The sequence below is a fragment of the Ruegeria sp. BF12 genome, from assembly GCF_056538705.1.
In genome coordinates, this window is the sequence record NZ_JBQFTP010000017.1 from 43,604 (window position 1) to 63,335 (window position 19,732).

Here is a 19,732-nt window from a genome sequence, read left to right on the forward strand (position 1 = left end):
CCGGAAATCTCATCAGAATTGCAACCTCAGACTGACATACCCAACGGTCTTGTCGGACTCGAAGGCTGGATTGTTGTTGGGTGGGGAATCTTCAGGTCGGCTTAACGCGTGCGCCACCTGCATCTGCAACGTGACCTGACTGTTCATGATAATATCCGCGCCGAGACTGACACCTGCCAGATGATCCTGTGACCAGCGGCGCAAGGCCGACGGCTTGATATACCCAAGATCGAGGCCAGCATTCATGCGCACCTCAAATCTGGGTGCCTTGTAAGCACCCCATTCTACGGTGTTGCGCAGATAGATACCGGTATCGCCATAGAGGCTATTGTCGTGAAAGCCGCGAACCGTGCTCCAGCCACCGATACCGAACTGCTCAATCCCCGGCAGGATATCGTCCGAATATTGCCCGGCCAGCGTACCCCGATAGGTCAAACCGCTTTCCCCAATCGGAGTAGAGAAATCAGCGCGGAGTTTTACCAGTCTGAAATCCTGATCAATGACGCTCCGTTCTGGAATGTCAGCTCCCAGCGCATCGAGTCCGGCCTTTAAGCCTATGTTCCAGAACAGCCGCCCCTGTCCGATGGTCTGTTCACCTCTCAGGCCCAGCGAGGCGATTGTCAGGCGCTGGCGCTGACTGGTGATCTCAATGCCATTGATCGAGGTTTTGGTTCTGTTCAGCTTCAGATCGCCATAGGCATAAACCTTGGATGTCTGGTTTCGCATCAATAGCCGTTCGGTCAGAAGGATCAGGTACTGGCTGCGCCCCTCTGTGACAAAGGATTGATTGATGCCCTGGGTGATGAAGCGATAGTCACTGGCTCCAAGATCCGCATTGAACAACCAGTTGCCCACCGGCAGACCCCAGTTGAGAGAAACAGAATCCGAATAACGCTCACCGCGTTCTTCAAAGGGGGTGGTGGTGATCCCAATCCGCAGCTGGTCATTAAGATTCAATGCATTGTCGAGACCAAAGGTGCTGGTACCTTTTATCCGGCCGGTGGATTCGAAACCGGAATTGTCGAATTGGAAATCCAAGTACCATGGGCGGCGGTCCTGCACGTCAACCTGGATGAACGAACCACCAGGCGTCTCTCCGGGCACTAGCTGGAATTGTCCGCTCGCCGACCGGGGCGCGTTAATATTCTCTAACCCCTGTTCCAGATCGCGCAGGTTCAAGAGGTCTCCGCGTGCAGTCGGAAAGGCCGTATTCAGACGCACATCCGCAGGCTTGCCAGTTCCGTAGACATAGCCTTCGATGCGGCCCGGCACGATGGTGATCGCAAGAGACCCGTCTGCAATATCCTGTTCTGGCACGTAAGCGCGGGTCGTGATGAACCCCAGCTCCTGATAGAATGTATTGATCAGGTTCAATGTCTGCGCGATGTCGGCCGCTGTCGCACAGGTGCCAATCAGATTGCGATAGCCTACCGGCTTACGTTTGAACGCTTCAAAACCCTCGAGGTCAATGCTGCGGATCTCAAAGCACGGCCCGCCCGGAGGAGGGACATAGAGTTCCGCTCCAGCAGTTTGATCCTGCACCACATCCTCACGTTCTTCGAATTCCCGGCGACGACGTTCCTGTTCTTCCGTCTGCTGAGTTTGCTGTTGAAGAATATCGTTGCCGATGCGCTGCAAATCACCCGGCGCGACGCCTTGCGCTGAAACAGCTGCTGCCATCAGCAAGATCGCGTTGAGACCGAGTGCTGTTGTCAGGAAGAGGGATCGCAAACCCATCAGTTGTCCCCCGCCGTTCTGATCCGATTGTAAGCAGCGGTGAACCCGCGCAGAGAAACCGGGAAATCAACCGCCTTGTCGCGGGCTGTCCAAACTCGGGCTTTGACTTCCAGTCCCTTCCGGAATGCCGCCAGGACATCGCCGTCCATCCGAAACCCCGCGTGACAACCAAGTTGGTCGCAGACCTCGTACAGAACCTTGAAGGGACGGCGTTTGTCCACGTGCAACTCGATGCCCGGAGCCAGATAGACACCAACAGGCACCGTTATGACCGCATAGCTTTGGCCCGTGTCCTCATCGTCAGAAACACTCAGCAGGAATACAGGAGGGCCATTCTCTTCGGCGGCAACACTTTGGAGCATCTGGCATGCGGAACCTTGCTTCACGGACTGACACAATACCCGCCAGTCCGAAAACACCTCTTCCGTAGACTGGGGCTCAGCCACTTGTGCCAAAGCCGTCGACTGGAAGAGGGCGAGACCCACACTCATCGCCAACCGGTATAGAGATCCGCTCCTCATGCGCATTCAAACCTGTAGGTTATGCGAACATGCGGCGTGTTTACGGGAAAGCTCGCCGTCTGGACCAATTGCCCGGCAGCTGCATTCCATGTCTTTTGTGTGTATGTGGTTTGTTTGTCGAATGGCGCCGAAACGCTTCGGGACGTGATGGTCGCGGGTCCCGCACAAATCTCGTTGAATGCGTTCTGGCTGAACGTACCCTGCTGATCGGCATGGTTTGCGCGCACTTCTATGGATGCCGCATAGTCGCCGTCGCTTGACGGAGAAACGCTATAAATCTCCTTCAGCCGTTCTGGTGAAGTTTCTGAACAACCGCTCAGGAGGCACACAACAGCCACGGAGAATAGAAGTGGGGTTTTCATAACAGATGAACCAATCTGAACCGACGAGAACTCAAAGCCTGAAAGCGCGCTACTGCGCAGCCTGATCCAGCGGCATTGCTTCCCATTCGCGGGCAAAACTCTGTGCTGCCTCCAGATCATCACGATCCAGCTGTGCACTCAGCGTATCTCGCAGCACACGGGCCTCTTCCATGCCCCGCGCAGACGCCAGATTGGCATAGCCATGCGCTTTAATCAGATCCCTCTCCACGCCGTTGCCTGACTGATAGGCTTTGGCCAGCTCGAAGAGACCCAGAGGATTGCCAGCCCCTCCGGTGCGCGAGAAGTTCTTGAAGGCGGTTTCATAGCTCTGCGCAACGCCGTCACCATCGTAATAGGCTTGACCGAGGTAGTTGATTGCCGCCACGTGGTTCTGCTCTGCGGCTTGCTGCCAATAGGTCACGGCTTTGACCGCATCCTGCTCCACGCCTTGTCCACCTGTGAATAGCAACCCGCAGTTGAATGCGCTGTTGGCATCTCCAGACTCAGCCGCCGCACAAATTAACTCTGCAGCGCGCTTGTAGTCCTGCAAGACAAGTTCACCGTTCAGGTACATTAAACCGAGCCGGTTCTGCGCCAGCGCGCTCCCCTGATCAGCGGCCGCGCTATAGAGCTCGACAGCACGGCGCATGTCGCGCTCAGTTCCCAGACCCATCTCAAACAGGCGCCCGATGAAAAACGCACCATCCGCGTCACCGTCATCAAAACCAGCCTGGAACTCCTCGACTGCGCCCGAAACATTACCAGCTTCAAGGGCGGCTATGCCCGCGGGAACGTCAGCAAATGCAGCACACGCAATAGATGCGGAAGCAGCTCCGCCAAAAGCGGTCTTCAAAATACGCATTCCGTAACCTTTTGTTTATTTTATTAGCTTCTCGCTAACAAAGGTCACAGCACACGTTAAGGGGGAAAATCAGATCAAACTTCACTAATAAGTTATGCACCTTTGGTCTGTGGCCGCAATGTGGCAACTCGCGTCGATTGGAGAGGTGCCCGGCCTGTTTGACGCCACATTTGTATCCATGAAAACAAAATGTCTGAGCTTTTTAACGTTTCCGAACTGACCCGGGAGACAGGTGATCCAGCTTCAGAGCTTCTAAACGACGAATCGGTTTACTTGCCCCGACACCCAAATCAGCCACAACGCTTTGTGATCCAAGGCACTAGCCACGGTTGGTGAGGGACACCCCGACAAGCACCATTGCGCCGCCGACCAGCATGGCAAGGCTCAACGGCTCTTGCAAAAGTGTGGCGCCGAGCAACACCCCAAATACAGGGACGAGATTGGTAAAGACCGCAGTACGTTCAGGTCCAAGCGCGCTCACCCCGTGGCAAAACCAAACAAAAGGCACCACAGTACCGCCGATAGCCAGATAGACGATGGCTAAGGCGCAAGTTGGCGTCGGAAGCTGCGGCACCTGAGCCGGACCGGTGAACAACAGCCCCAACATCAGCAACAGAAAACCGATCAGCGCCGCCCAGGTGGTAGCCGCCAGAGGTGAGATATCCCCAAGTACCCTTCGTCCCAGAAGGGTAAAGGCTACCCAGCTGCCCACTGCGGCCAGCATAAACATCTCTCCTTGCCCAAAACTTTGCCGAACGCCAGCTAGCACTCCGACAACATTTCCCTGGGTGAGGACTATGAGCGCCCCGACAAAAGCCACTGAAATCCCGGCAACCTGCCCAAACGGTAAGAGCCGACGTGCGATTACACCGCCAGTCAAAGCCACAGCGATAGGATTGAAAGCCACGAACAGAGCCGTTCTGGAGGCGGGCATCTCTGACAAAGCGGCAAAGAAGAACAGGTTGTAAAGGCAAACACCGGTCAGCCCAAGCAGCCCTATCAATACGGCCTGCCGCCAGGTGAGCCGCGGCAAACGGCCTTCGATCCTCCACAAGATCGACAACAACACCATTGCGGCCAAGCCAAACCGAGCCGTTGCAGCCACCAGAGGGGATAGTTCGTTTGCAACTATGCGTCCGGCGACAAAGGTGCCGCCCCAGAGGAAAGCCATCATGGTGAGCCGGAGATAGAGCAGGAAGTTCAGCGGGCTGATTGAGTGTGACAGGGTTTGGGACATACGGGCCACCTGATAGATCCAATTGCCTGCACCTGATTTCAGTTATACAGTAGTATAGTCAAATAAGGATTTACTTATGACTTTCGGGCAGCTTAAAATCTTCGCCACATTGGCTGAGACACGCGGTTTCACCGCGGCGGCCCTCAGACTGGGCGTCAGTCAGCCAGCAGTGTCGCTTGCGCTCAAAAATCTCGAAGAAGAGCTTGGCGTCATTCTGTTCGATCGCAGTTCCTCGCCGATCGCACTGACACCACTGGGCAAGAGCCTTTTGGCCCGCGCCCGCCAGATTCTCGGGCTGTCGGATGCCATGCTGCAAGAGGCGTCCGAATATCGCGGTGTTCAGACCGGCAGTTTGCGCATCGGGTCCTTCGGCGCGACATCTTCATTGCAAATCTTGCCGCGCCTTCTCGAAACATTTCACAAAGCCCACCCAGGCATCGAGGTGATGGTCGAAGAAGCTGCCGACGAAGAGGTCATCCGGTGGATCGAAGATAGGCGTGTCGACCTTGGTTTTGTCGTTTTGCCTGATGACCGTTTTCGGACATGGCCCGTTGCGAAAGACCAGTTTGTCGCCTTGGTTGCCGCTGAAAGCCCATTGGCGCGGCAACCCTCCATCCGGCTGAACGAATTGTGCGAAGCGCCCTTCATAATGCCAGAATCTGGTTCCGCCGGTATCATCCGTCGTCTGTTCACCCAATCTCGCCTAAGCCCCAAGGTCCGTTATCGGACCTCTCAGGTCCTAAGCACCCTGACTATGGTGGCTCGCGGGCAAGGCGTGTCGGTCGTGGCCGAAATGGCTCTGCCACCCTGGACCGAAAAGGAAGGTTGGATCAGAAAACCATTGAGTCCGGTCAGAACACGCACCATCGGTCTCGCGATGCATCCCCATGCAACGCCATCCCCGGCAGCGGTTGCCTTTGTGGAAATGGTAGAGAAGAACCTAAGCGTCGCCTGACAGGGATCACAAAAGGACGTCCACCATCACGAGTTGAACCGTTTGAGTTCAATGCGCACGTCAGAGTGTTAAGCGACAAATGACAACTATCCGCCTTAGGTGGCCCGGCCGAGTATCTTCTTTGGGCTGATAATGCCTAACGTACTGATAGCGCGCATACTGCACCGCAACACGTTTAAGGGCGTTAATCGACGCAAGCGGCAGCGATGCTGCAAATAGCGGGCTTTGTAGTTTTCGTGCCACGTTCCTGAAAACCGAGCCTCTCCGTTCACCCTTTTTGCAGAAACCGGAATGTCGAGCATTCAAATTTCTCGTTGCCGAAACCGGTTTCGGAACGAACAATTGGCAAGATGAGACCGAATCCTAGTCTACCACAGCCTCAAACTCAGCTCCGGCGCCACTCGGCGTCCGGCCGGGTGAAGTTGGACGAACTGGCTGATCATCTCGGTCTTTCAAAGAGCACAGTGTCACGCGCTTTGAACGGGTATTCCGATATCTCTGAGTCCACGAGGAAGAGGGTTGAAGCCACTGCGCGAAAGATGGGCTATCGCCCGCTCAGCCACGCGCAGGCGATCCGCACAGGAAAAGTGCGTGCCATTGCGATGGTTATCAACAGCGGAGAACCGGACCGGCACAATCCGTTTCTTCAGGACTTTCTGGCAGGTGCTTGCGAAGCCGCCAGCGTATTCGATTGGACGATGACCATATCAACGGCCAAGTCCGAAAAAGATATGCTCGACGTTCTGGGACGGCTTGTGGAAGAGCGCAAGGCGGATGGGTTTATCCTGCCCAGAACCGAAGTCGACGACGCCCGTGTCGAGTACCTGAGGGCGTTGAAGGTTCCATTCATTCTCTATGGTCGAACAGGGTATGGTCAGGGCGACCTTCACGGCGATACGTCATGGTTTGATATCTCCGGCGAAACGGCAATCCGCAGTGCGGTCAGCCGTTTGAGCGGGTTTGGCCATCGTCGCATCGGCTTTGTCGGTAGCGATCCGAAATTCAACTACAGCCACCTCCGCCGCGATGGGTATCTTGACGGCCTGAAGGCCGCTGGTTTGCCTATCGATCCTGATCTGATCCGTGAAGGCGCGCGCACCCGCGATGAAGGGGCAACCCAAGCGCGGGCCTTGTTGGAGCTTGAGAACCCGCCTACCGGAATCGTCTTTGCGACAGATCTGGCTGCGTTGGGGTCTTATTCTGTTTGCGCCGAATTTGGCCTGCAGATCGGACGGGATGTTTCGATCCTTGGCTATGATGGCATACCTGAATGCCAATATGTCAGCCCGGGGCTTACGACATTCAGCGTCGACTCACAGCGGGCCGGAGAGCGTCTTGCTGAAATGCTCATACGGCAGACCCGTGGTGAAGCGCCTGAAAGCCTGCGTGAGCTTGGCGAAGCCGTTCTTTTGGAACGGGAATCTGATGGACCACCGCGCCTGACACCCGAGGAACTGGCGCAAAAAATTACGCAATTCAAAAATGGTAACCGGGGAGGAGACCGACCATGAAACTCACACCCAAGGCATCTCGACTGATGCTGGGAACATCACTTGCACTGGCTTTGGCAGCAATGTCCGCACAGGCAGATACAATTCGCTTTTGGACAACCGAAGAACAGCCAGAGCGGCTTGCAAAGCAGCAGGAAATGGCGGACCAGTTCAAGGCGGAAACCGGCACCACGGTTGAAGTGATCCCGGTGACAGAAACCGATCTCGGTACCCGAGCCACTGCTGCATTCGCTGCCGGAGACCTGCCTGACGTGGTCTACCACCCGCTGCAATACGCCCTGCCCTGGGCCGAAGCAGGCATCCTTGACACCGAAGCTGCAACCGAAGTGATCGAGGAACTGGGTGCCGACACTTTCGCCCCCGGTGCGCTGGGGATGGCTGCATTCAATGGCGAAACGGCCTCGGTTCCGGTTGATGGCTGGACCCAGATGGTTGTCTATCGCAAAGACCTGTTTGACGAGGCGGGATTGGAAGCGCCGAATTCTTTCGACAACGTATTGGCCGCGCTGGAAAAACTGCACAACCCGCCCGAAATGTATGGCTTTGTTGCCGCGACCAAGGTCGATGAGAACTTCATGAGCCAGGTGCTGGAGCATGTGTTCCTTGCCAACGGCGTCTCGCCGGTTGGCGCGGATGGTTTCCAGCCGCTGGATGAGGCCAAGACAACCGAAGTTCTGGATTTCTACAAGGCGATCTCGAAAGCCTCGCCTCCGGGTGAGCTTTACTGGAAGCAGTCGCGCGAACTTTATTTCGACGGCAAGGCCGCGATGATCATCTGGTCGCCCTTCATTCTGGATGAACTTGCCGGATTGCGTGACAGCGCGCCGCCAACAATTTCAGACGATCCGACCTCAAGCGAACTGGCGAGCAAAACCGGTATCGTGACCAATTTCGCGGGCCCATCTAACCCGGATGGCGCAGCGTGGGGCGACGTGCGGTATTTCGGCATTACCAACGATGCGGATACGGATGCCGCGATGGAGTTCGTGAAATTCGCGATGGATGATGGATACACGCAAACCCTGGCGATTGCGCCCGAGGGCAAGTTCCCGGTTCGTCGCGGCAACGCCGACAATCCGACGGCCTTTGCCGAAGCATGGGCCGAGCTGCCTGTAGGCGTTGACCGCAAAGCACCTTTGGGTGAGCTTTATGACCAAGCGATGATCGACGAGATCGTAGGCGGCCTGGACGTTGCACAGCGCTGGGGCGTGGCCGAAGGTCAGTTGGCGCTGGCGTCGAAGATGATCAACAGTCAGGCCATCAACCGCGTTGTCCGCCAATATATCGATGACGAAATCGACGCAGCAGCAGCCGTTGCCGCGATGAATGAAGAACTCGCCAAGGTCGAGTAACGCCACCAATTATTGGCATCTGCAGCGGCGTTCGTGCCGCTGCACCCAAACCTTCGAGGTAACTCATGTCTTCGGCCACCCCACCGACCGGAACCGGGGCTCTTGCCAAACGCGAGGCGCGTCTGGCCTGGGCGCTGCTGGCTCCGACCGTGATCAGCGTGTCGCTTGTGGTGATTTTGCCCTTGCTGGCGATCATCTGGATCAGCTTCAAACCGTTTACCCTGTCCGACCTCCGCCCGCCTGCTCCGGTCGTTCGCGAAAGCCTGCGCGGCTCTGGTGACGATCTGCGGATTGAATACCGGCTGCGCAATTCCAGTCAGGAAATCGCCATCGACGGCGTAACCCTGACTGATGTGCTACCCGACGGTGTTGCCGTCGGAGAAATTGCCGCGCCGTGCGTTTTAGACGGGCAGGAATTGTTTTGCGATTTCGGCACTTTAAACGGCGGCCAGCGTGAGCGTGTCCGCATCCCGGTCACGATCAACAGCGATCCCGACGCATTCGAGGAAATCGTCGAAGACTCCGAACCTCGCCTCACGGGCAGTGGGCCAAACGTTCTGACCAACTTTGAATTCAGCCTCGAGAACTTTGCTCGTGTCTTTGATGGGTCAGAGTTCTGGGGCGTCCTCTGGGTCACGCTGTTCTATACAGTCTTCGGCACGATTGGCGCTTTGGTCATGGGCTTGTTCGCAGCTTTGCTGTTGAACAAGAGCTTCAGGGGACAAGGCTTCATCCGCGGCCTTTACCTGTTCCCTTATGTCGCCCCCGTCATCGCCGTCGCTTTCACATGGGTGACGCTGTTTGACCCCTTCTCGGGTTCCGCTAACGCTTTGCTGGTGCAGATGGGGCTGAGCGGCGAGCCGATCAATTTCTTCGGTGAACGCCCGCTAGCGCTGATCATGGTCACCGTGTTTGAGATCTGGCGCTATTTCCCGCTGTCGTTCCTGTTCATCCTGGCGCGAATGCAGTCCATAGACTCCAGCATGTACGAGGCGGCGGATATGGACGGGGCCTCTCCGTTCCAGAAGTTCTGGCTGCTGAGCATCCCGCAACTGTTGGGCATCCTGTCGGTCTTGTTCCTGCTGCGCTTCATTTGGACGTTCAACAAGTTCGACGACATTTTCCTGCTGACCGGCGGCAATGCGGGCACCCGCACGTTGACCGTGAACGTCTATGAGCAGGCCTTTGCGATCTCGAATATTGGTGCCGGTGCGGCGGTGGCCGTCGTGATCCTGGTGTGCCTGATCGCCTTCAGCTTTGTCTTCTTCCGTTTCATCAGCCGAGAGGAGGGCCTGTGATGCGCAAAGGGTATCTTACTGCCCCGGTTCTGGGCGCTCTGTGGCTTGTCGTGGTTGCCACCACCGTTGCCATCACCATGTCGTTCTCAACCGGGGCCGCTTTTCGCCCGCAAGTTCTGCTCAGTCTGATCTGGGGTTCAGTCGCCGGTTTAGTCTATGTCCGCTTTCCCGCGCAGCGTGCTCCGGCCCGTCTGGGGATATCGGCGTTGCTGGGGCTGTCCGGGTTGACCGGATTTGGTCCGGTTCTGATCGGCTCAGACACATCTCTGCAGGCTGTTGTGGTCACGGTTATCGCCATGGCCGTCGTCATGCACCTTTCCTTGGGGGCGATCCTGAAAGAAACACCATTCGGGGAGCTCACGCGCCATGAATACGAAGAGGCGGTGATCCGCTTCTGCACAGGGTTCGGCTATATCTTTTTCACGGCAATCGTCGTGATCCCCTTCTACGTGATGGTGATGACCAGCCTGAAATCCCAGCAGGCGCTATTGCAGAACCCGCTGGACTTCTCGGTCGACCTGTCTCAGGGCACCGAACTGTTCCGCAGCTACACCGAACTGTTCCGGGACTTCAACTTCGGTACATACCTATGGACCTCGCTTTACGTCTCGGTCCTGACCGTGTTTATCACGCTGCTGTTCAGCGTCCCCGGCGCTTATGCGGTGGCGCGGTTCCGGTTTCAGGGTCAAAAGGCGTTCTCGCGTTCGATCTTGTTGATCTACATGGTGCCGATGATCGTTCTGGCGCTGCCGATCTATATCGCTTTCTCACTGACCGGCTTGCGCAACTCGATCCTCGGCATCGTCATGATCTATCCGGTCACCACGATCCCGGTCGCGCTGTACATGCTGCAAGGCTATTTCCGGGGTCTGCCGACCGAGGTGGAAGAGGCCGGGCTGATGGATGGCCTGTCGCGTCTGGCGGTGATCTGGAAGATCACCCTGCCCCTCAGCCTGCCGGCGCTGGCGTCGGTCTCGCTTTACGTTTTCATGATCGCCTGGAATGAATTCCTGCTGGCTTTCATGCTGCTGGACGACCCGTCGAAATTCACCCTGACCCGAGGGGTCACGATGCTGAACTCCTCAGAAATTCCCCGTCAGCACCTGATGGCCGGTGCGGTGATCGCCACCGTTCCGATCATGGCGCTGTTCCTGGGGCTTGAACGTTTCATGACCAAAGGCCTCACAGCGGGGTCTGTCAAAGGATGACACAGATGAACCAACATACAAACCCCGACCGCGAAGCGCGCAATATCCTGATTGCCAATGATCGCGGAGGCTACACCATCCCGACCGAGGGGCTGTACCCATACCAGTGGAACTGGGACAGCGCGATTGCCGCGCTTGGTTTTGCCCAATTCGACCTCGACCGCGCCTGGACTGAGATCGAGACGCTGTTCACCGGACAATGGGAAGACGGCATGGTCCCGCATATCCTGTTCCACCAGCAGGATGACGGGTATTTCCCCGGCCCCGACGTTTGGGGGTGCAATGGTCCAATTCCGTCTTCGGGTATCATACAGCCCCCGATCGCCGCGACGATGGCCCGCAAAATCTGGGAACAGGATACCGCATTCGGGGATACTCGCATGAAGGCGTTGTTCCCCAAACTTCTGGCTTGGCATCGCTGGATCATAAAATGGCGCCTTGATGATTTCGGTGCAGTTTGCACCACCCATCCGTGGGAGGCTGGCCGCGACAACGCCCCGGATTGGGACAATTCTATGGCGCGCATGGATGCGTCGGATGTGGGGGAATACCAGCGCCGCGACACCAGCCATGTAAACAGCGACGACCGGCCCACAAAGTTCGATTATGACCGATATATCAAATTGGTGCAGATCGGCCGAGATGCGGGCTGGGACCAGCAAGAGTTATTGTCCTTAAACCCGTTCCGCGTTGCGGACCCGACGATGACGTTTACAACTCTGCGCGCCGCACGGGACTTGCTGGTAATCAGCGACAAGCTTGGACTGGTGGTCGAAGGCCTGAGTGCGGACATCGAACTGCTGGAAACCGGAGCGCGTTCGCTATGGAACGAAGACTTGGGAAGTTTCGACTCGCGTGACGCACATACCAAAGAGATGGCCAACAGTGTTTCGAACGCGTCCTACCTGTGCTGGTACGCCAGTATCGAGTCTGACCAAATGCTTGAACGGCTGAAGTCCGCACTTGATACCGTGCCCTACCCCGTTCCAAGCTACGATCCGGATATGCCGAAATTCGACGCGCGCCGATATTGGCGCGGCCCGACCTGGGCTTTTATGAACATGATGATCGGTTTCGGACTGGCGGATATGGGACATACGCAACAGGCAGAAGCATTACGCCAGAAAACCGCCGAACTGATCTCAGGGTTTGGGTTCGCAGAATACTTCGACCCCAAAACTGGCAGCCCAGCGGGCGGCCAGGCATTCACCTGGACAGCCGCTGTCTGGCTTCACTGGGCAGGGAGGGCCTGATGGGTAGCATCGAACTAAAGTCCGTCGAAAAGTGGTTCGGCTCGGCGCAGGTCATCAAGGGCGTTGACCTTAAAATTGAGGAAGGTGAGTTCATCGTCTTCGTCGGACCGTCCGGTTGCGGAAAGTCCACCCTGTTGCGCATGATTGGCGGGCTCGAGGACATTTCGCGCGGGTCGCTGTTGATCAATGACGGCGATGTCACGGACCATCCGCCCTCTAAACGCGGACTGACGATGGTGTTCCAATCCTATGCGCTGTACCCGCACCTGACTGTTGCTGAAAACATGGGGTTCTCACTGAAAGTCGCCGGGGTTCCCAAGGCTGAGATAGCTAAACAGGTCAACCGGGCCGCCGAGGTTCTCAAACTGGGATCGTTTCTGGAACGCAGGCCAAAAGACCTGTCCGGCGGTCAGCGGCAGCGGGTGGCCATTGGCCGGTCCATCGTCCGCGACCCCACGGCGTTCCTGTTCGATGAGCCGCTGTCCAACCTCGATGCGGCGCTTCGGGTCGAGATGCGTTATGAGATCGCCAAGCTGCACCAAAGCCTGAAGCGCACGATGATCTACGTGACCCACGATCAGGTCGAGGCGATGACACTCGCCGACCGGATTGTCGTTCTGGAATACGGGAAGATCGCGCAGGTGGGCACGCCGCGCGAATTGTATGAACGCCCTGCCAATCTGTTTGTCGCGCAATTCATCGGCAGTCCGAAAATGAACATCCTGCCCTGTTCTACCGAAGGCGGCAGTTACACATTGGAACACGGTCGCAGCGGCAATTTCGACCGGTCCGGCAACGCCACCAAACTTGGCGTGCGGCCAGAACACATCGAGGTGGTCGCGGCTGGTGACGGCCAATGTGATGGCATCATTGAGGTAATCGAGTATCTGGGCGCAGACACTTTCCTGATCGTTGATTGTGGTGGCGAAGAAAAAGTAACGGTTCGATTGAATGGAGATACGGATCTGAAGCCAGAGGAACAGATCGGCCTGCACTTTCCAGCGGACAAACTGCACTTCTTTGACGGCAACGGGCAGGCCCTGGGGTTGAACTAAGACACTAACAATTCTGTCCAGCCATATCGAACCCACCCAAAGGCCCTTGCCCAACTTCATCAGAAGTCTGCGGCGTTCCTCGGGGTGCAATTCGAAGCCAAAACAAAAGCGCCCTCTTCTATTGAGCGGGCGTTTTTTTCGTTCCGACTTATGCGATTAGTCCATTGTCACCACGAAGCCAATCAACAAGGGATGCATCGGTTGGTAAAACGATTTTGAATCCAAGCCACTCTTTGTCTGCTTCACCGCCATCTGCAAACCAGCAGGGAATTCCTAATTTGCATGGGATCACGACGCGCTGCAAAACTGCGAGATCGAGCCCGGAGCGAGTTTCCGTTCCGCGCTCCGGTAAGGCGAGTCATAACTCAATTTCGCCAAAGCAAGTGGTCGGCCTCTCGGCCGGCCCCTCTCTTTGCCGTTTGTGTACCTGTTCGTCAGTTACAAGCCGATTGTCCCGCATACATCCCAAGTCCGGCACCGGCCGCGGTTGCAAGGGTCTTGCCTGTGCCTCCACCAACCTGGTTGCCTAAGACACCGCCAAGGGCTGCACCGCCCAGAATGCCGGCAGCACACCGCGCATCGCTTTGTGCTTGCGCCTGTGTTGGCGTTGTTGGTGCTCCACACGCTGCCAGCAGCAATGTGCCACCGAGCAGGCAAGCGATTGTAGTCTTCTTCATGTCGAATTCCTTAAGATCACGCGTATGTCACGGCCTTTTGTTTCCAGACATGTAGGTACTGACGAACCACTCTCCAACCCACGGACAGTCGAGACGCAAAAAACCGCCTAATACCGGGCAACTCGTCGGCCGAGCAACATAGCGATACGGCCTGGGGTTGAAAAACAGCTAATTCCCCAGGACTTTCGTGGTCAGCAATCCCAACCTCCGGTTGCTGCGCATCATTTATCTTATGGGGCTGTGACGAACTTCACCGACGCCAGCACGAGATATCAGGAGGCATTCGATGCTGGTGATCCGGAAGGATACTACCCCAAATACGAGCGGTTTCACCGAGTCATCAGTTCGGTAACAGAAAGCTTCTAAGTTGCACAGGAGTCTCAAGCCATTCCGGCGGCACAGCTTTGACTTCGGGGGGGGTGGCATGGCGCAATGGCAGAGTCTTCTGACATTCTCACGTAAATCGAATGGTCCAATTGTGCCACCGCACAAGGTGTTTGCACGGTGGCTTGCTTTGCTTACTTGACGATTTCGCTGTAGTCGCCGCGGACCTGTACCATCACTGATACGTCGCCAGCGTCGCGGTTGCGCCAGAACCAACCATGCTCACCGGCAAATGCCGCTTCGATGGCGCCTTCTGCACCAGTTGAGCCTCGCCCCTTTTCATAGGTGATCGACTGTCCGCCACCGTGGCCATGCAGGTCGAAGTTCACCCGCCCCCCGGTCACGACCATAAGGTACTCAGCCGTTGCGCCTTCCTCCATGACCAGCTTCCACTCAGCCGACTCTCCCGGAGTCAGCGTAAAGCTGGTTTCATCCTGCCAGACCTCAGCCTCCTGCGCATAGGCCGAGCTGACAAAAAGGCCAAGGACGTCATTCAGCAAACTCGACTGGTCTTGGCTTTCGAGCGCTCGGTCGGCTTCGGCCTCGTCGGCAAGCTGGGTTTTGATTTCACCCATTTCTTGCAGCCCGATCATACGACCCACACCGGTGGGATCGATCCCGTATTCGGCGGGAAGAACAACCGTGACAAGGATCACAGCGGCCGATGCGCCGGCGATAATGGTCGAGCGGATAAGCTGAGCCGAGCTTGGCAGTTCCTCAAGGCTTGGTCTCTTTGTATTGAACATGACTGAACTCCTTTACGCGGTCACAAAAAAGCCGGTGATCTGATAGCCCATCAGGATGAACCCCAGGGTCATCATGATGACGTTTACGCTGTAAGCTTGTTGGAAGAAGTACGGGCTCTTACGCCAGAACCCCATGACGATAAGGATAATTGCTAGGGCCGAAAGCTGGCCCAGTTCCACACCAACATTGAACGCCAACAAGTTGGCCAGAAGCCCTTCCGGAGCGATATCGTAGTCGAGGATTTTGGTCGCCAGACCCATGCCGTGAAACAGGCCGAAAATCAGCGTCGCGGCTTTGGTATTTGGTTGGAACCCCAACCAGCGCTGGAACGCGCCGAGATTGTCGAGCGCTTTGTAAACAACCGAAAGGCCGATAATGGCGTCAACGATATAGGCGTTTACGCCCCAGCCGAACCAAACGCCCAACAGCATTGTCGTGGAGTGACCGACTGCAAAGAGGCTGACATAGATGCCGACATCCTTGGCTCGGTAGAGAAAAAAAACGACGCCAAGCAGGAACAGGATATGATCGTAACCTGTGACCATATGTTTGGCCCCAAGATACATGAAGGGGATAATGTTCACGCCCCAGATTTCCTGGATATAGCCCGCGTCGCCTTCGGTGACGTTGTGAGCCAGCACCTGAGACGTGCTCAGAGCCAGATTGGTAGTGATGAGGGCAAGCAGGAGCGTCGCGCGCCCGTCCAGACCCCGAATGATAAATTTCATGGATGATCTCCGTTGTTGTGTGAAGCTGGAAACCCCGAATGGGGTTGCCTCACACGCGCGGAGGTCGCTCTATCCCGATGTTTCTGAAGGGGCCGCCTTGCACCCTATCCAAGGCCCAATCGTCTGTGAACGACGCCAGCGAAAGCGCATTACCGGTTTCCGGCAGAACCATTTGGCTGTGGTCGTGATCTGCACCATCATGACTGTGCCCGTGCATCGCCCACAGCAGATCTTCCTCAAACCCGTGGGTATGCCCGTGCTCTGCAATGATCTGCAAATGCTCCTGCACGGTTTCGATCACCGTCGGAGCATGGCCCGAGTTGGGCTGAAGCGACCACACGATCAAAGACAGACAGACCAAAGCCGCCATCGCATTTTGCATATATCTCTGAACTGCTCTCACGCTTACAGATGCCTCTGCGGCCTTTTTATATCCCCTCCCGGGGGTTATCTCGGCTTATATGATAAAACCACAATTTCACGCAAGCCACCCCGTACTTCCTACCCGGCCGAAACGCGCCGAGGGCGCCTGCAATCAGCCAGCACCATGAGGTCGATGCCGAGCAGAAGCAGACGCGGGATTGGAGTTTCAGCCCAAACAGGGTCGTCTAAACACCCGAAAGATGCAGAATTGGCCGAGCTGTGCCACGAAGCGGTTCCATGAGTTGATTGACCATGAACCACTGTAGCTTTTGGCAAGCGGCCGCGCGAAACTCCTTCGATCCACGCAGTGAAATCAGGCAGTATCAATAAGTCAAACACCCCCCTTTTTCATGCCTCTGTCACTTTCAGTTCGAGCGCCTCGGCGGCGCTGCGCAGGATTTTCGCGAGCGCACCAGAATAGTGCTCCGGACGGTCGCTTGGTACGAGGATGCTGATTGTTCGATCAGCGTCCGGCATGACAAGCGGCATGACACGGACTTCGCTGCGGTGGATGCCCTGTCGTCGCGCAAATAGGTCGGGGAGAATGCCGATCCCTGCCCCGGTCGCCGCCATCAACACGATGGAATCGAGGCTTGTGCCCTCGTAGTCGTTGGAAACCGTGGCCCCACTCGCTCCGGCGATACCGTAGACGATGCGCGCCAACCTGTGGCCTGTATCAAGCGTCAGCAGCCGTTGCCCTGCGAGGTCCTCCGCCGCGATTTGCGCGCGCCCTGCCAGCGTATGGTCCTGTGCCACCGCGACCCAGAGTGGTTCGACGAACAGTTGATGCTGAAAGGTGTTCGGGTGATCCTCGGGTGTAGAAATGATCGCGTCAAAGCGACCGTTTCTTATCCCTTCGTCAAGGTTCAGTGTGTTTTCCTCGCGCACAATGACGCGCAAGTCGGGCTCAGACTCGTGCAGGGCCTTAATCGCTTGCGGCAGAAGATATGGCCCGATTGATGGCAGCACGCCTAACCGCAACCTGCCCCCAAAAGGCAGATCCGAAAGCATCGCACCGCGCAAGGCTGCGACCTCAGACAAAATACGGCGGGCACGAGTGACAAATTCAAGGCCGCGAGCTGTTGCGCGTGCCCCGGCCCGACCACGCTCAAAAAGTCGGACACCAAGGTCGGCTTCCACCGCTGCCACCTGGTTCGACAGGCTGGGCTGGCTGACATGCAGCGTTTCGGCAGCAAGACCGAAGCTGCCCAATTGATGGACCGTGACAATATACTCCATCTGGCGCAGCGTTGGGCGCATTCATAACCTCAGACTATTCTTTCTGCCGTTCAATTGTATTTAAACTATCGTGAAATCCCGGGCAACAGGCTCCAAACATGTTCCGGAGAGCCAAATCATGCAGATTTTTGATAGCCTTGTGGGCAACCTGATGGTGCCGACGATCCTGTTCTTTGTCCTTGGTCTACTAGCCGCTATTGTACGCAGTGACCTTTCCATCCCCGAAGGTGCTGCGAAGTTCATGTCGCTCTATTTGCTGCTGGCGATCGGCTTCAAAGGCGGGCACAGCTTGGCGGAAAACGGGCTGAGCTCAGAGGTTTTCGCCGCCCTCGGCTCGGGGCTGTTACTATCGTTCCTGCTCCCTTTTGTCGCTTACGCCCTTCTGCGTGGCATGACCCGGTTGAACACGCTTAACGCCGCCGCGGTGGCCGGGCATTACGGCTCTATCTCGATCGTGACCTTCGTCGCCGCCTCCAGTCTGCTGGACCTGAGCGGCATTGCTTCGGATGGCTACATGGTCGCCGTGGCAGCGACCATGGAAGTCCCGGCGATTCTGTCGGCGCTGTGGATCGCGCATCGCTTTGGACATGAAGGTGCAGCCGGTTGTGTGTCCATGCGAGAGCTTTTTGCAAATGGCTCAATCGTGCTTCTGACCGGCGCATTCCTGATCGGCGCGCTGACACAGGAAAAAGGTATGGAGATGATCGCGCCCTTTGTCGTGACTCCTTTCACCGGCATACTCTGCCTGTTTCTGCTGGACATGGGCCTGTCGGCGGGGCGCAGCCTGTTGCGCAACCGGCACCTATTGAGCTTCGGGTTGTTTGCCTTTGGCATCATGATGCCAATGATCGGCGCAGTGCTTGCGATGGGTATGGGCGTCGTGATTGGTTTTCAGACCGGCAGCCTGTTTCTGTTGATGGTGCTGGCGGCATCGGCTTCTTACATTGCTGTGCCCGCAGCGATGAAGATTGCATTGCCACAGGCCGAGTCAGGAATTTACCTGACACTGTCACTCGGCGTGACCTTTCCTTTCAATGTCACGGTCGGCCTGCCCTTTTATCTTTGGCTTGCCGGATTGTTCTGAGAATCCGAACGGATAGGCTGTGGAAGTTCAGTTATGTAAACAAGAAGGCCATGTAGCATTGAGAAAGGCGAAGTTCATTTTCATTGAGCGACCACTCTTTACCTGTAGCGCCTTATTTGGCGGGGCAGGTGAAGAGGAGAGGTTGGAGGCTGCTTTCACTCATTCCTAGTCAGGGAACCACGCTTACAGGAAATCGTGGAAGACGGTCGATTGGGCATAAAATTGCGCCTCATTTTTTGGCGCCCTAGCCCCACTGAGCGTAGAACTATAAACAAAAAACAACCTAAGGTGCCGGACATGCTTGCTTTGCAAATACTGTATTTGCGTGTGGCGCTAATATGGCCTCAAACGCCTCGACTCGCCTGAGGACCAGCCGTATTCGTTCAAGAAGACTCTGTTTGTCGTTAAGGCTGGCGAGATGGAACTGTAGCGCGTCACAAAATATATCGTCAGCGTCTGGAACACTTGTCAGGTCCCGCAAGTGTTGGGGCAATTCGCCAATTTGCGCTGTCATCATTTGTCCCATTACCAGCGCCTAGTTCAAAATTATGCTGCAGTGGCCTTGAAAGGCCTGGCACCAACTACTCGTCTCCAATCAAGGCTTTTAAAAAGCGTTTCAATCTGTGCTTTGCTCAAGGTCATCATACCGTTTCGCAGTCTTGGCCGCACGAAGTCTTTTCTTTCGATGCGTTGGTGCGTCATCACGAGCCCGGTTCCGTTCCAAACAATGAGTTTTTGCCGGTCCGCACATTCTGATCGAAAAAGGAACACAGCGCCGCCATCCTTTTGGAGGCATCGTAGACATCTAGGTGTTGGCTGATGAGGTGCTATCTAGGAGGTCAGATGCAACGCTTACATTTCAGGGGGTTGTGTCACGGTCCAACATGAACGTTACGGCGTTCAGCTTGATTTGGAGGGTGTGTTGACCGCGATGATTGGACTGTCCCGGAGCGACAAAAGCCGCCCTGGGGCGGCTGGTTCGGCTGTTTTGGTTGCGGGAGCAGGATTTGGCCTATACCGAACGTTAACGGAACTATTAATCTAAAAAGCCATCTCTACGCATTCCCTGTCTGTTTGAAATAATGGCCGCTTTGGACGG

General features: G+C 56.3%; 18 protein-coding genes. 8 read left to right on the forward strand and 10 right to left on the reverse strand.

What is annotated here, in order from left to right; all coding sequences use genetic code 11:
* Positions 1-12 precede the first annotated feature (12 nt).
* The 4 genes from ACR0J0_RS20555 to ACR0J0_RS20570 form a co-directional block, all read right to left on the reverse strand.
* The gene (locus ACR0J0_RS20555) at positions 13-1,737 is read right to left on the reverse strand and encodes a ShlB/FhaC/HecB family hemolysin secretion/activation protein (RefSeq protein ID WP_480665858.1); all 1,725 of its coding nucleotides are present in this window, start codon (positions 1,735-1,737) and stop codon (positions 13-15) included.
* Entirely contained in the window at positions 1,737-2,222 is a 486-nt protein-coding gene (locus tag ACR0J0_RS20560) for an invasion associated locus B family protein (RefSeq protein ID WP_480665859.1), read from the reverse strand. Before ACR0J0_RS20560 ends, ACR0J0_RS20555 begins: the two co-directional genes overlap by 1 nt.
* Before the next feature lie 447 nt (positions 2,223-2,669).
* Positions 2,670-3,482: a tetratricopeptide repeat protein gene (locus ACR0J0_RS20565; RefSeq protein WP_480665860.1), complete on the reverse strand. Its 813-nt coding sequence runs from the start codon at positions 3,480-3,482 to the stop codon at positions 2,670-2,672.
* A gap of 319 nt (positions 3,483-3,801) precedes the next feature.
* On the reverse strand, positions 3,802-4,719 hold the full coding sequence (locus ACR0J0_RS20570) for a DMT family transporter (protein ID WP_480665861.1): 918 nt from the start codon (positions 4,717-4,719) through the stop codon (positions 3,802-3,804).
* Between the two features lie 76 nt (positions 4,720-4,795).
* Here ACR0J0_RS20570 and ACR0J0_RS20575 point away from each other — a divergent pair, with 76 nt between their 5' ends.
* From ACR0J0_RS20575 to ACR0J0_RS20605, 7 genes are all read left to right on the forward strand, one after another.
* Positions 4,796-5,674: a LysR family transcriptional regulator gene (locus tag ACR0J0_RS20575; RefSeq protein WP_480665862.1), complete on the forward strand. Its 879-nt coding sequence runs from the start codon at positions 4,796-4,798 to the stop codon at positions 5,672-5,674.
* A 350-nt stretch (positions 5,675-6,024) separates the two neighbouring features.
* Positions 6,025-7,185: a LacI family DNA-binding transcriptional regulator gene (locus tag ACR0J0_RS20580; RefSeq protein WP_480665863.1), complete on the forward strand. Its 1,161-nt coding sequence runs from the start codon at positions 6,025-6,027 to the stop codon at positions 7,183-7,185.
* The gene (locus tag ACR0J0_RS20585) at positions 7,182-8,537 is read left to right on the forward strand and encodes an ABC transporter substrate-binding protein (protein ID WP_480665864.1); all 1,356 of its coding nucleotides are present in this window, start codon (positions 7,182-7,184) and stop codon (positions 8,535-8,537) included. The genes ACR0J0_RS20580 and ACR0J0_RS20585 overlap by 4 nt, the downstream gene beginning before the upstream one ends.
* Before the next feature lie 65 nt (positions 8,538-8,602).
* Positions 8,603-9,835, forward strand: coding sequence for a carbohydrate ABC transporter permease (locus ACR0J0_RS20590; protein ID WP_480665865.1), 1,233 nt, complete (start codon positions 8,603-8,605; stop codon positions 9,833-9,835).
* Entirely contained in the window at positions 9,835-11,043 is a 1,209-nt protein-coding gene (locus tag ACR0J0_RS20595; protein WP_480665866.1) for a carbohydrate ABC transporter permease, read from the forward strand. The genes ACR0J0_RS20590 and ACR0J0_RS20595 overlap by 1 nt, the downstream gene beginning before the upstream one ends.
* A gap of 5 nt (positions 11,044-11,048) precedes the next feature.
* Positions 11,049-12,296 (forward strand): MGH1-like glycoside hydrolase domain-containing protein, encoded by a 1,248-nt coding sequence (locus tag ACR0J0_RS20600; protein WP_480665867.1) that lies wholly within the window; start codon positions 11,049-11,051, stop codon positions 12,294-12,296.
* Entirely contained in the window at positions 12,296-13,351 is a 1,056-nt protein-coding gene (locus ACR0J0_RS20605; RefSeq protein WP_480665868.1) for an ABC transporter ATP-binding protein, read from the forward strand. Before ACR0J0_RS20600 ends, ACR0J0_RS20605 begins: the two co-directional genes overlap by 1 nt.
* Positions 13,352-13,785: 434 nt before the next feature.
* Here ACR0J0_RS20605 and ACR0J0_RS20610 read toward each other — a convergent pair whose 3' ends face one another.
* The 5 genes from ACR0J0_RS20610 to ACR0J0_RS20630 form a co-directional block, all read right to left on the reverse strand.
* Positions 13,786-14,028 carry a glycine zipper 2TM domain-containing protein gene (locus tag ACR0J0_RS20610; protein ID WP_170492798.1) on the reverse strand — a complete coding sequence of 81 codons (243 nt, stop codon included), beginning with the start codon at positions 14,026-14,028 and terminating at the stop codon, positions 13,786-13,788.
* A 518-nt stretch (positions 14,029-14,546) separates the two neighbouring features.
* Positions 14,547-15,158, reverse strand: coding sequence for a transmembrane anchor protein (locus ACR0J0_RS20615; RefSeq protein ID WP_480665869.1), 612 nt, complete (start codon positions 15,156-15,158; stop codon positions 14,547-14,549).
* A gap of 12 nt (positions 15,159-15,170) precedes the next feature.
* A complete protein-coding gene (locus tag ACR0J0_RS20620) occupies positions 15,171-15,887 on the reverse strand; it encodes a HupE/UreJ family protein (RefSeq protein ID WP_480665870.1) in 717 nt (238 codons plus the stop codon).
* Positions 15,888-15,936: 49 nt separating this feature from the next.
* Positions 15,937-16,269, reverse strand: a complete 333-nt coding sequence (locus ACR0J0_RS20625; RefSeq protein ID WP_480665871.1) for a hypothetical protein — start codon at positions 16,267-16,269, stop codon at positions 15,937-15,939.
* Positions 16,270-16,658: 389 nt separating this feature from the next.
* Entirely contained in the window at positions 16,659-17,570 is a 912-nt protein-coding gene (locus ACR0J0_RS20630) for a hydrogen peroxide-inducible genes activator (protein WP_480665872.1), read from the reverse strand.
* 97 nt (positions 17,571-17,667) lie between these two features.
* Between ACR0J0_RS20630 and ACR0J0_RS20635 the strand changes: the two genes are divergently transcribed.
* Complete coding sequence (locus ACR0J0_RS20635) at positions 17,668-18,633, forward strand: sodium-dependent bicarbonate transport family permease (protein ID WP_480665873.1); 966 nt, start codon at positions 17,668-17,670, stop codon at positions 18,631-18,633.
* Positions 18,634-19,179: 546 nt separating this feature from the next.
* Here the strand turns inward: ACR0J0_RS20635 and tnpB are convergent.
* A complete protein-coding gene (gene tnpB, locus ACR0J0_RS20640) occupies positions 19,180-19,404 on the reverse strand; it encodes an IS66 family insertion sequence element accessory protein TnpB (RefSeq protein ID WP_480665874.1) in 225 nt (74 codons plus the stop codon).
* Positions 19,405-19,732: the final 328 nt, after the last annotated feature.

Coding starts and splice junctions, on each gene's coding strand:
- ACR0J0_RS20555 (WP_480665858.1), bottom strand. CDS start 1,737: ATGGGTTTGCGATCCCTCTTCCTGACAACAGCACTCGGTCTCAACGCG.
- ACR0J0_RS20565 (WP_480665860.1), bottom strand. CDS start 3,482: ATGCGTATTTTGAAGACCGCTTTTGGCGGAGCTGCTTCCGCATCTATT.
- ACR0J0_RS20570 (WP_480665861.1), bottom strand. CDS start 4,719: ATGTCCCAAACCCTGTCACACTCAATCAGCCCGCTGAACTTCCTGCTC.
- ACR0J0_RS20575 (WP_480665862.1), top strand. CDS start 4,796: ATGACTTTCGGGCAGCTTAAAATCTTCGCCACATTGGCTGAGACACGC.
- ACR0J0_RS20580 (WP_480665863.1), top strand. CDS start 6,025: ATGAGACCGAATCCTAGTCTACCACAGCCTCAAACTCAGCTCCGGCGC.
- ACR0J0_RS20585 (WP_480665864.1), top strand. CDS start 7,182: ATGAAACTCACACCCAAGGCATCTCGACTGATGCTGGGAACATCACTT.
- ACR0J0_RS20590 (WP_480665865.1), top strand. CDS start 8,603: ATGTCTTCGGCCACCCCACCGACCGGAACCGGGGCTCTTGCCAAACGC.
- ACR0J0_RS20595 (WP_480665866.1), top strand. CDS start 9,835: ATGCGCAAAGGGTATCTTACTGCCCCGGTTCTGGGCGCTCTGTGGCTT.
- ACR0J0_RS20600 (WP_480665867.1), top strand. CDS start 11,049: ATGAACCAACATACAAACCCCGACCGCGAAGCGCGCAATATCCTGATT.
- ACR0J0_RS20605 (WP_480665868.1), top strand. CDS start 12,296: ATGGGTAGCATCGAACTAAAGTCCGTCGAAAAGTGGTTCGGCTCGGCG.
- ACR0J0_RS20610 (WP_170492798.1), bottom strand. CDS start 14,028: ATGAAGAAGACTACAATCGCTTGCCTGCTCGGTGGCACATTGCTGCTG.
- ACR0J0_RS20615 (WP_480665869.1), bottom strand. CDS start 15,158: ATGTTCAATACAAAGAGACCAAGCCTTGAGGAACTGCCAAGCTCGGCT.
- ACR0J0_RS20620 (WP_480665870.1), bottom strand. CDS start 15,887: ATGAAATTTATCATTCGGGGTCTGGACGGGCGCGCGACGCTCCTGCTT.
- ACR0J0_RS20625 (WP_480665871.1), bottom strand. CDS start 16,269: ATGCAAAATGCGATGGCGGCTTTGGTCTGTCTGTCTTTGATCGTGTGG.
- ACR0J0_RS20630 (WP_480665872.1), bottom strand. CDS start 17,570: ATGCGCCCAACGCTGCGCCAGATGGAGTATATTGTCACGGTCCATCAA.
- ACR0J0_RS20635 (WP_480665873.1), top strand. CDS start 17,668: ATGCAGATTTTTGATAGCCTTGTGGGCAACCTGATGGTGCCGACGATC.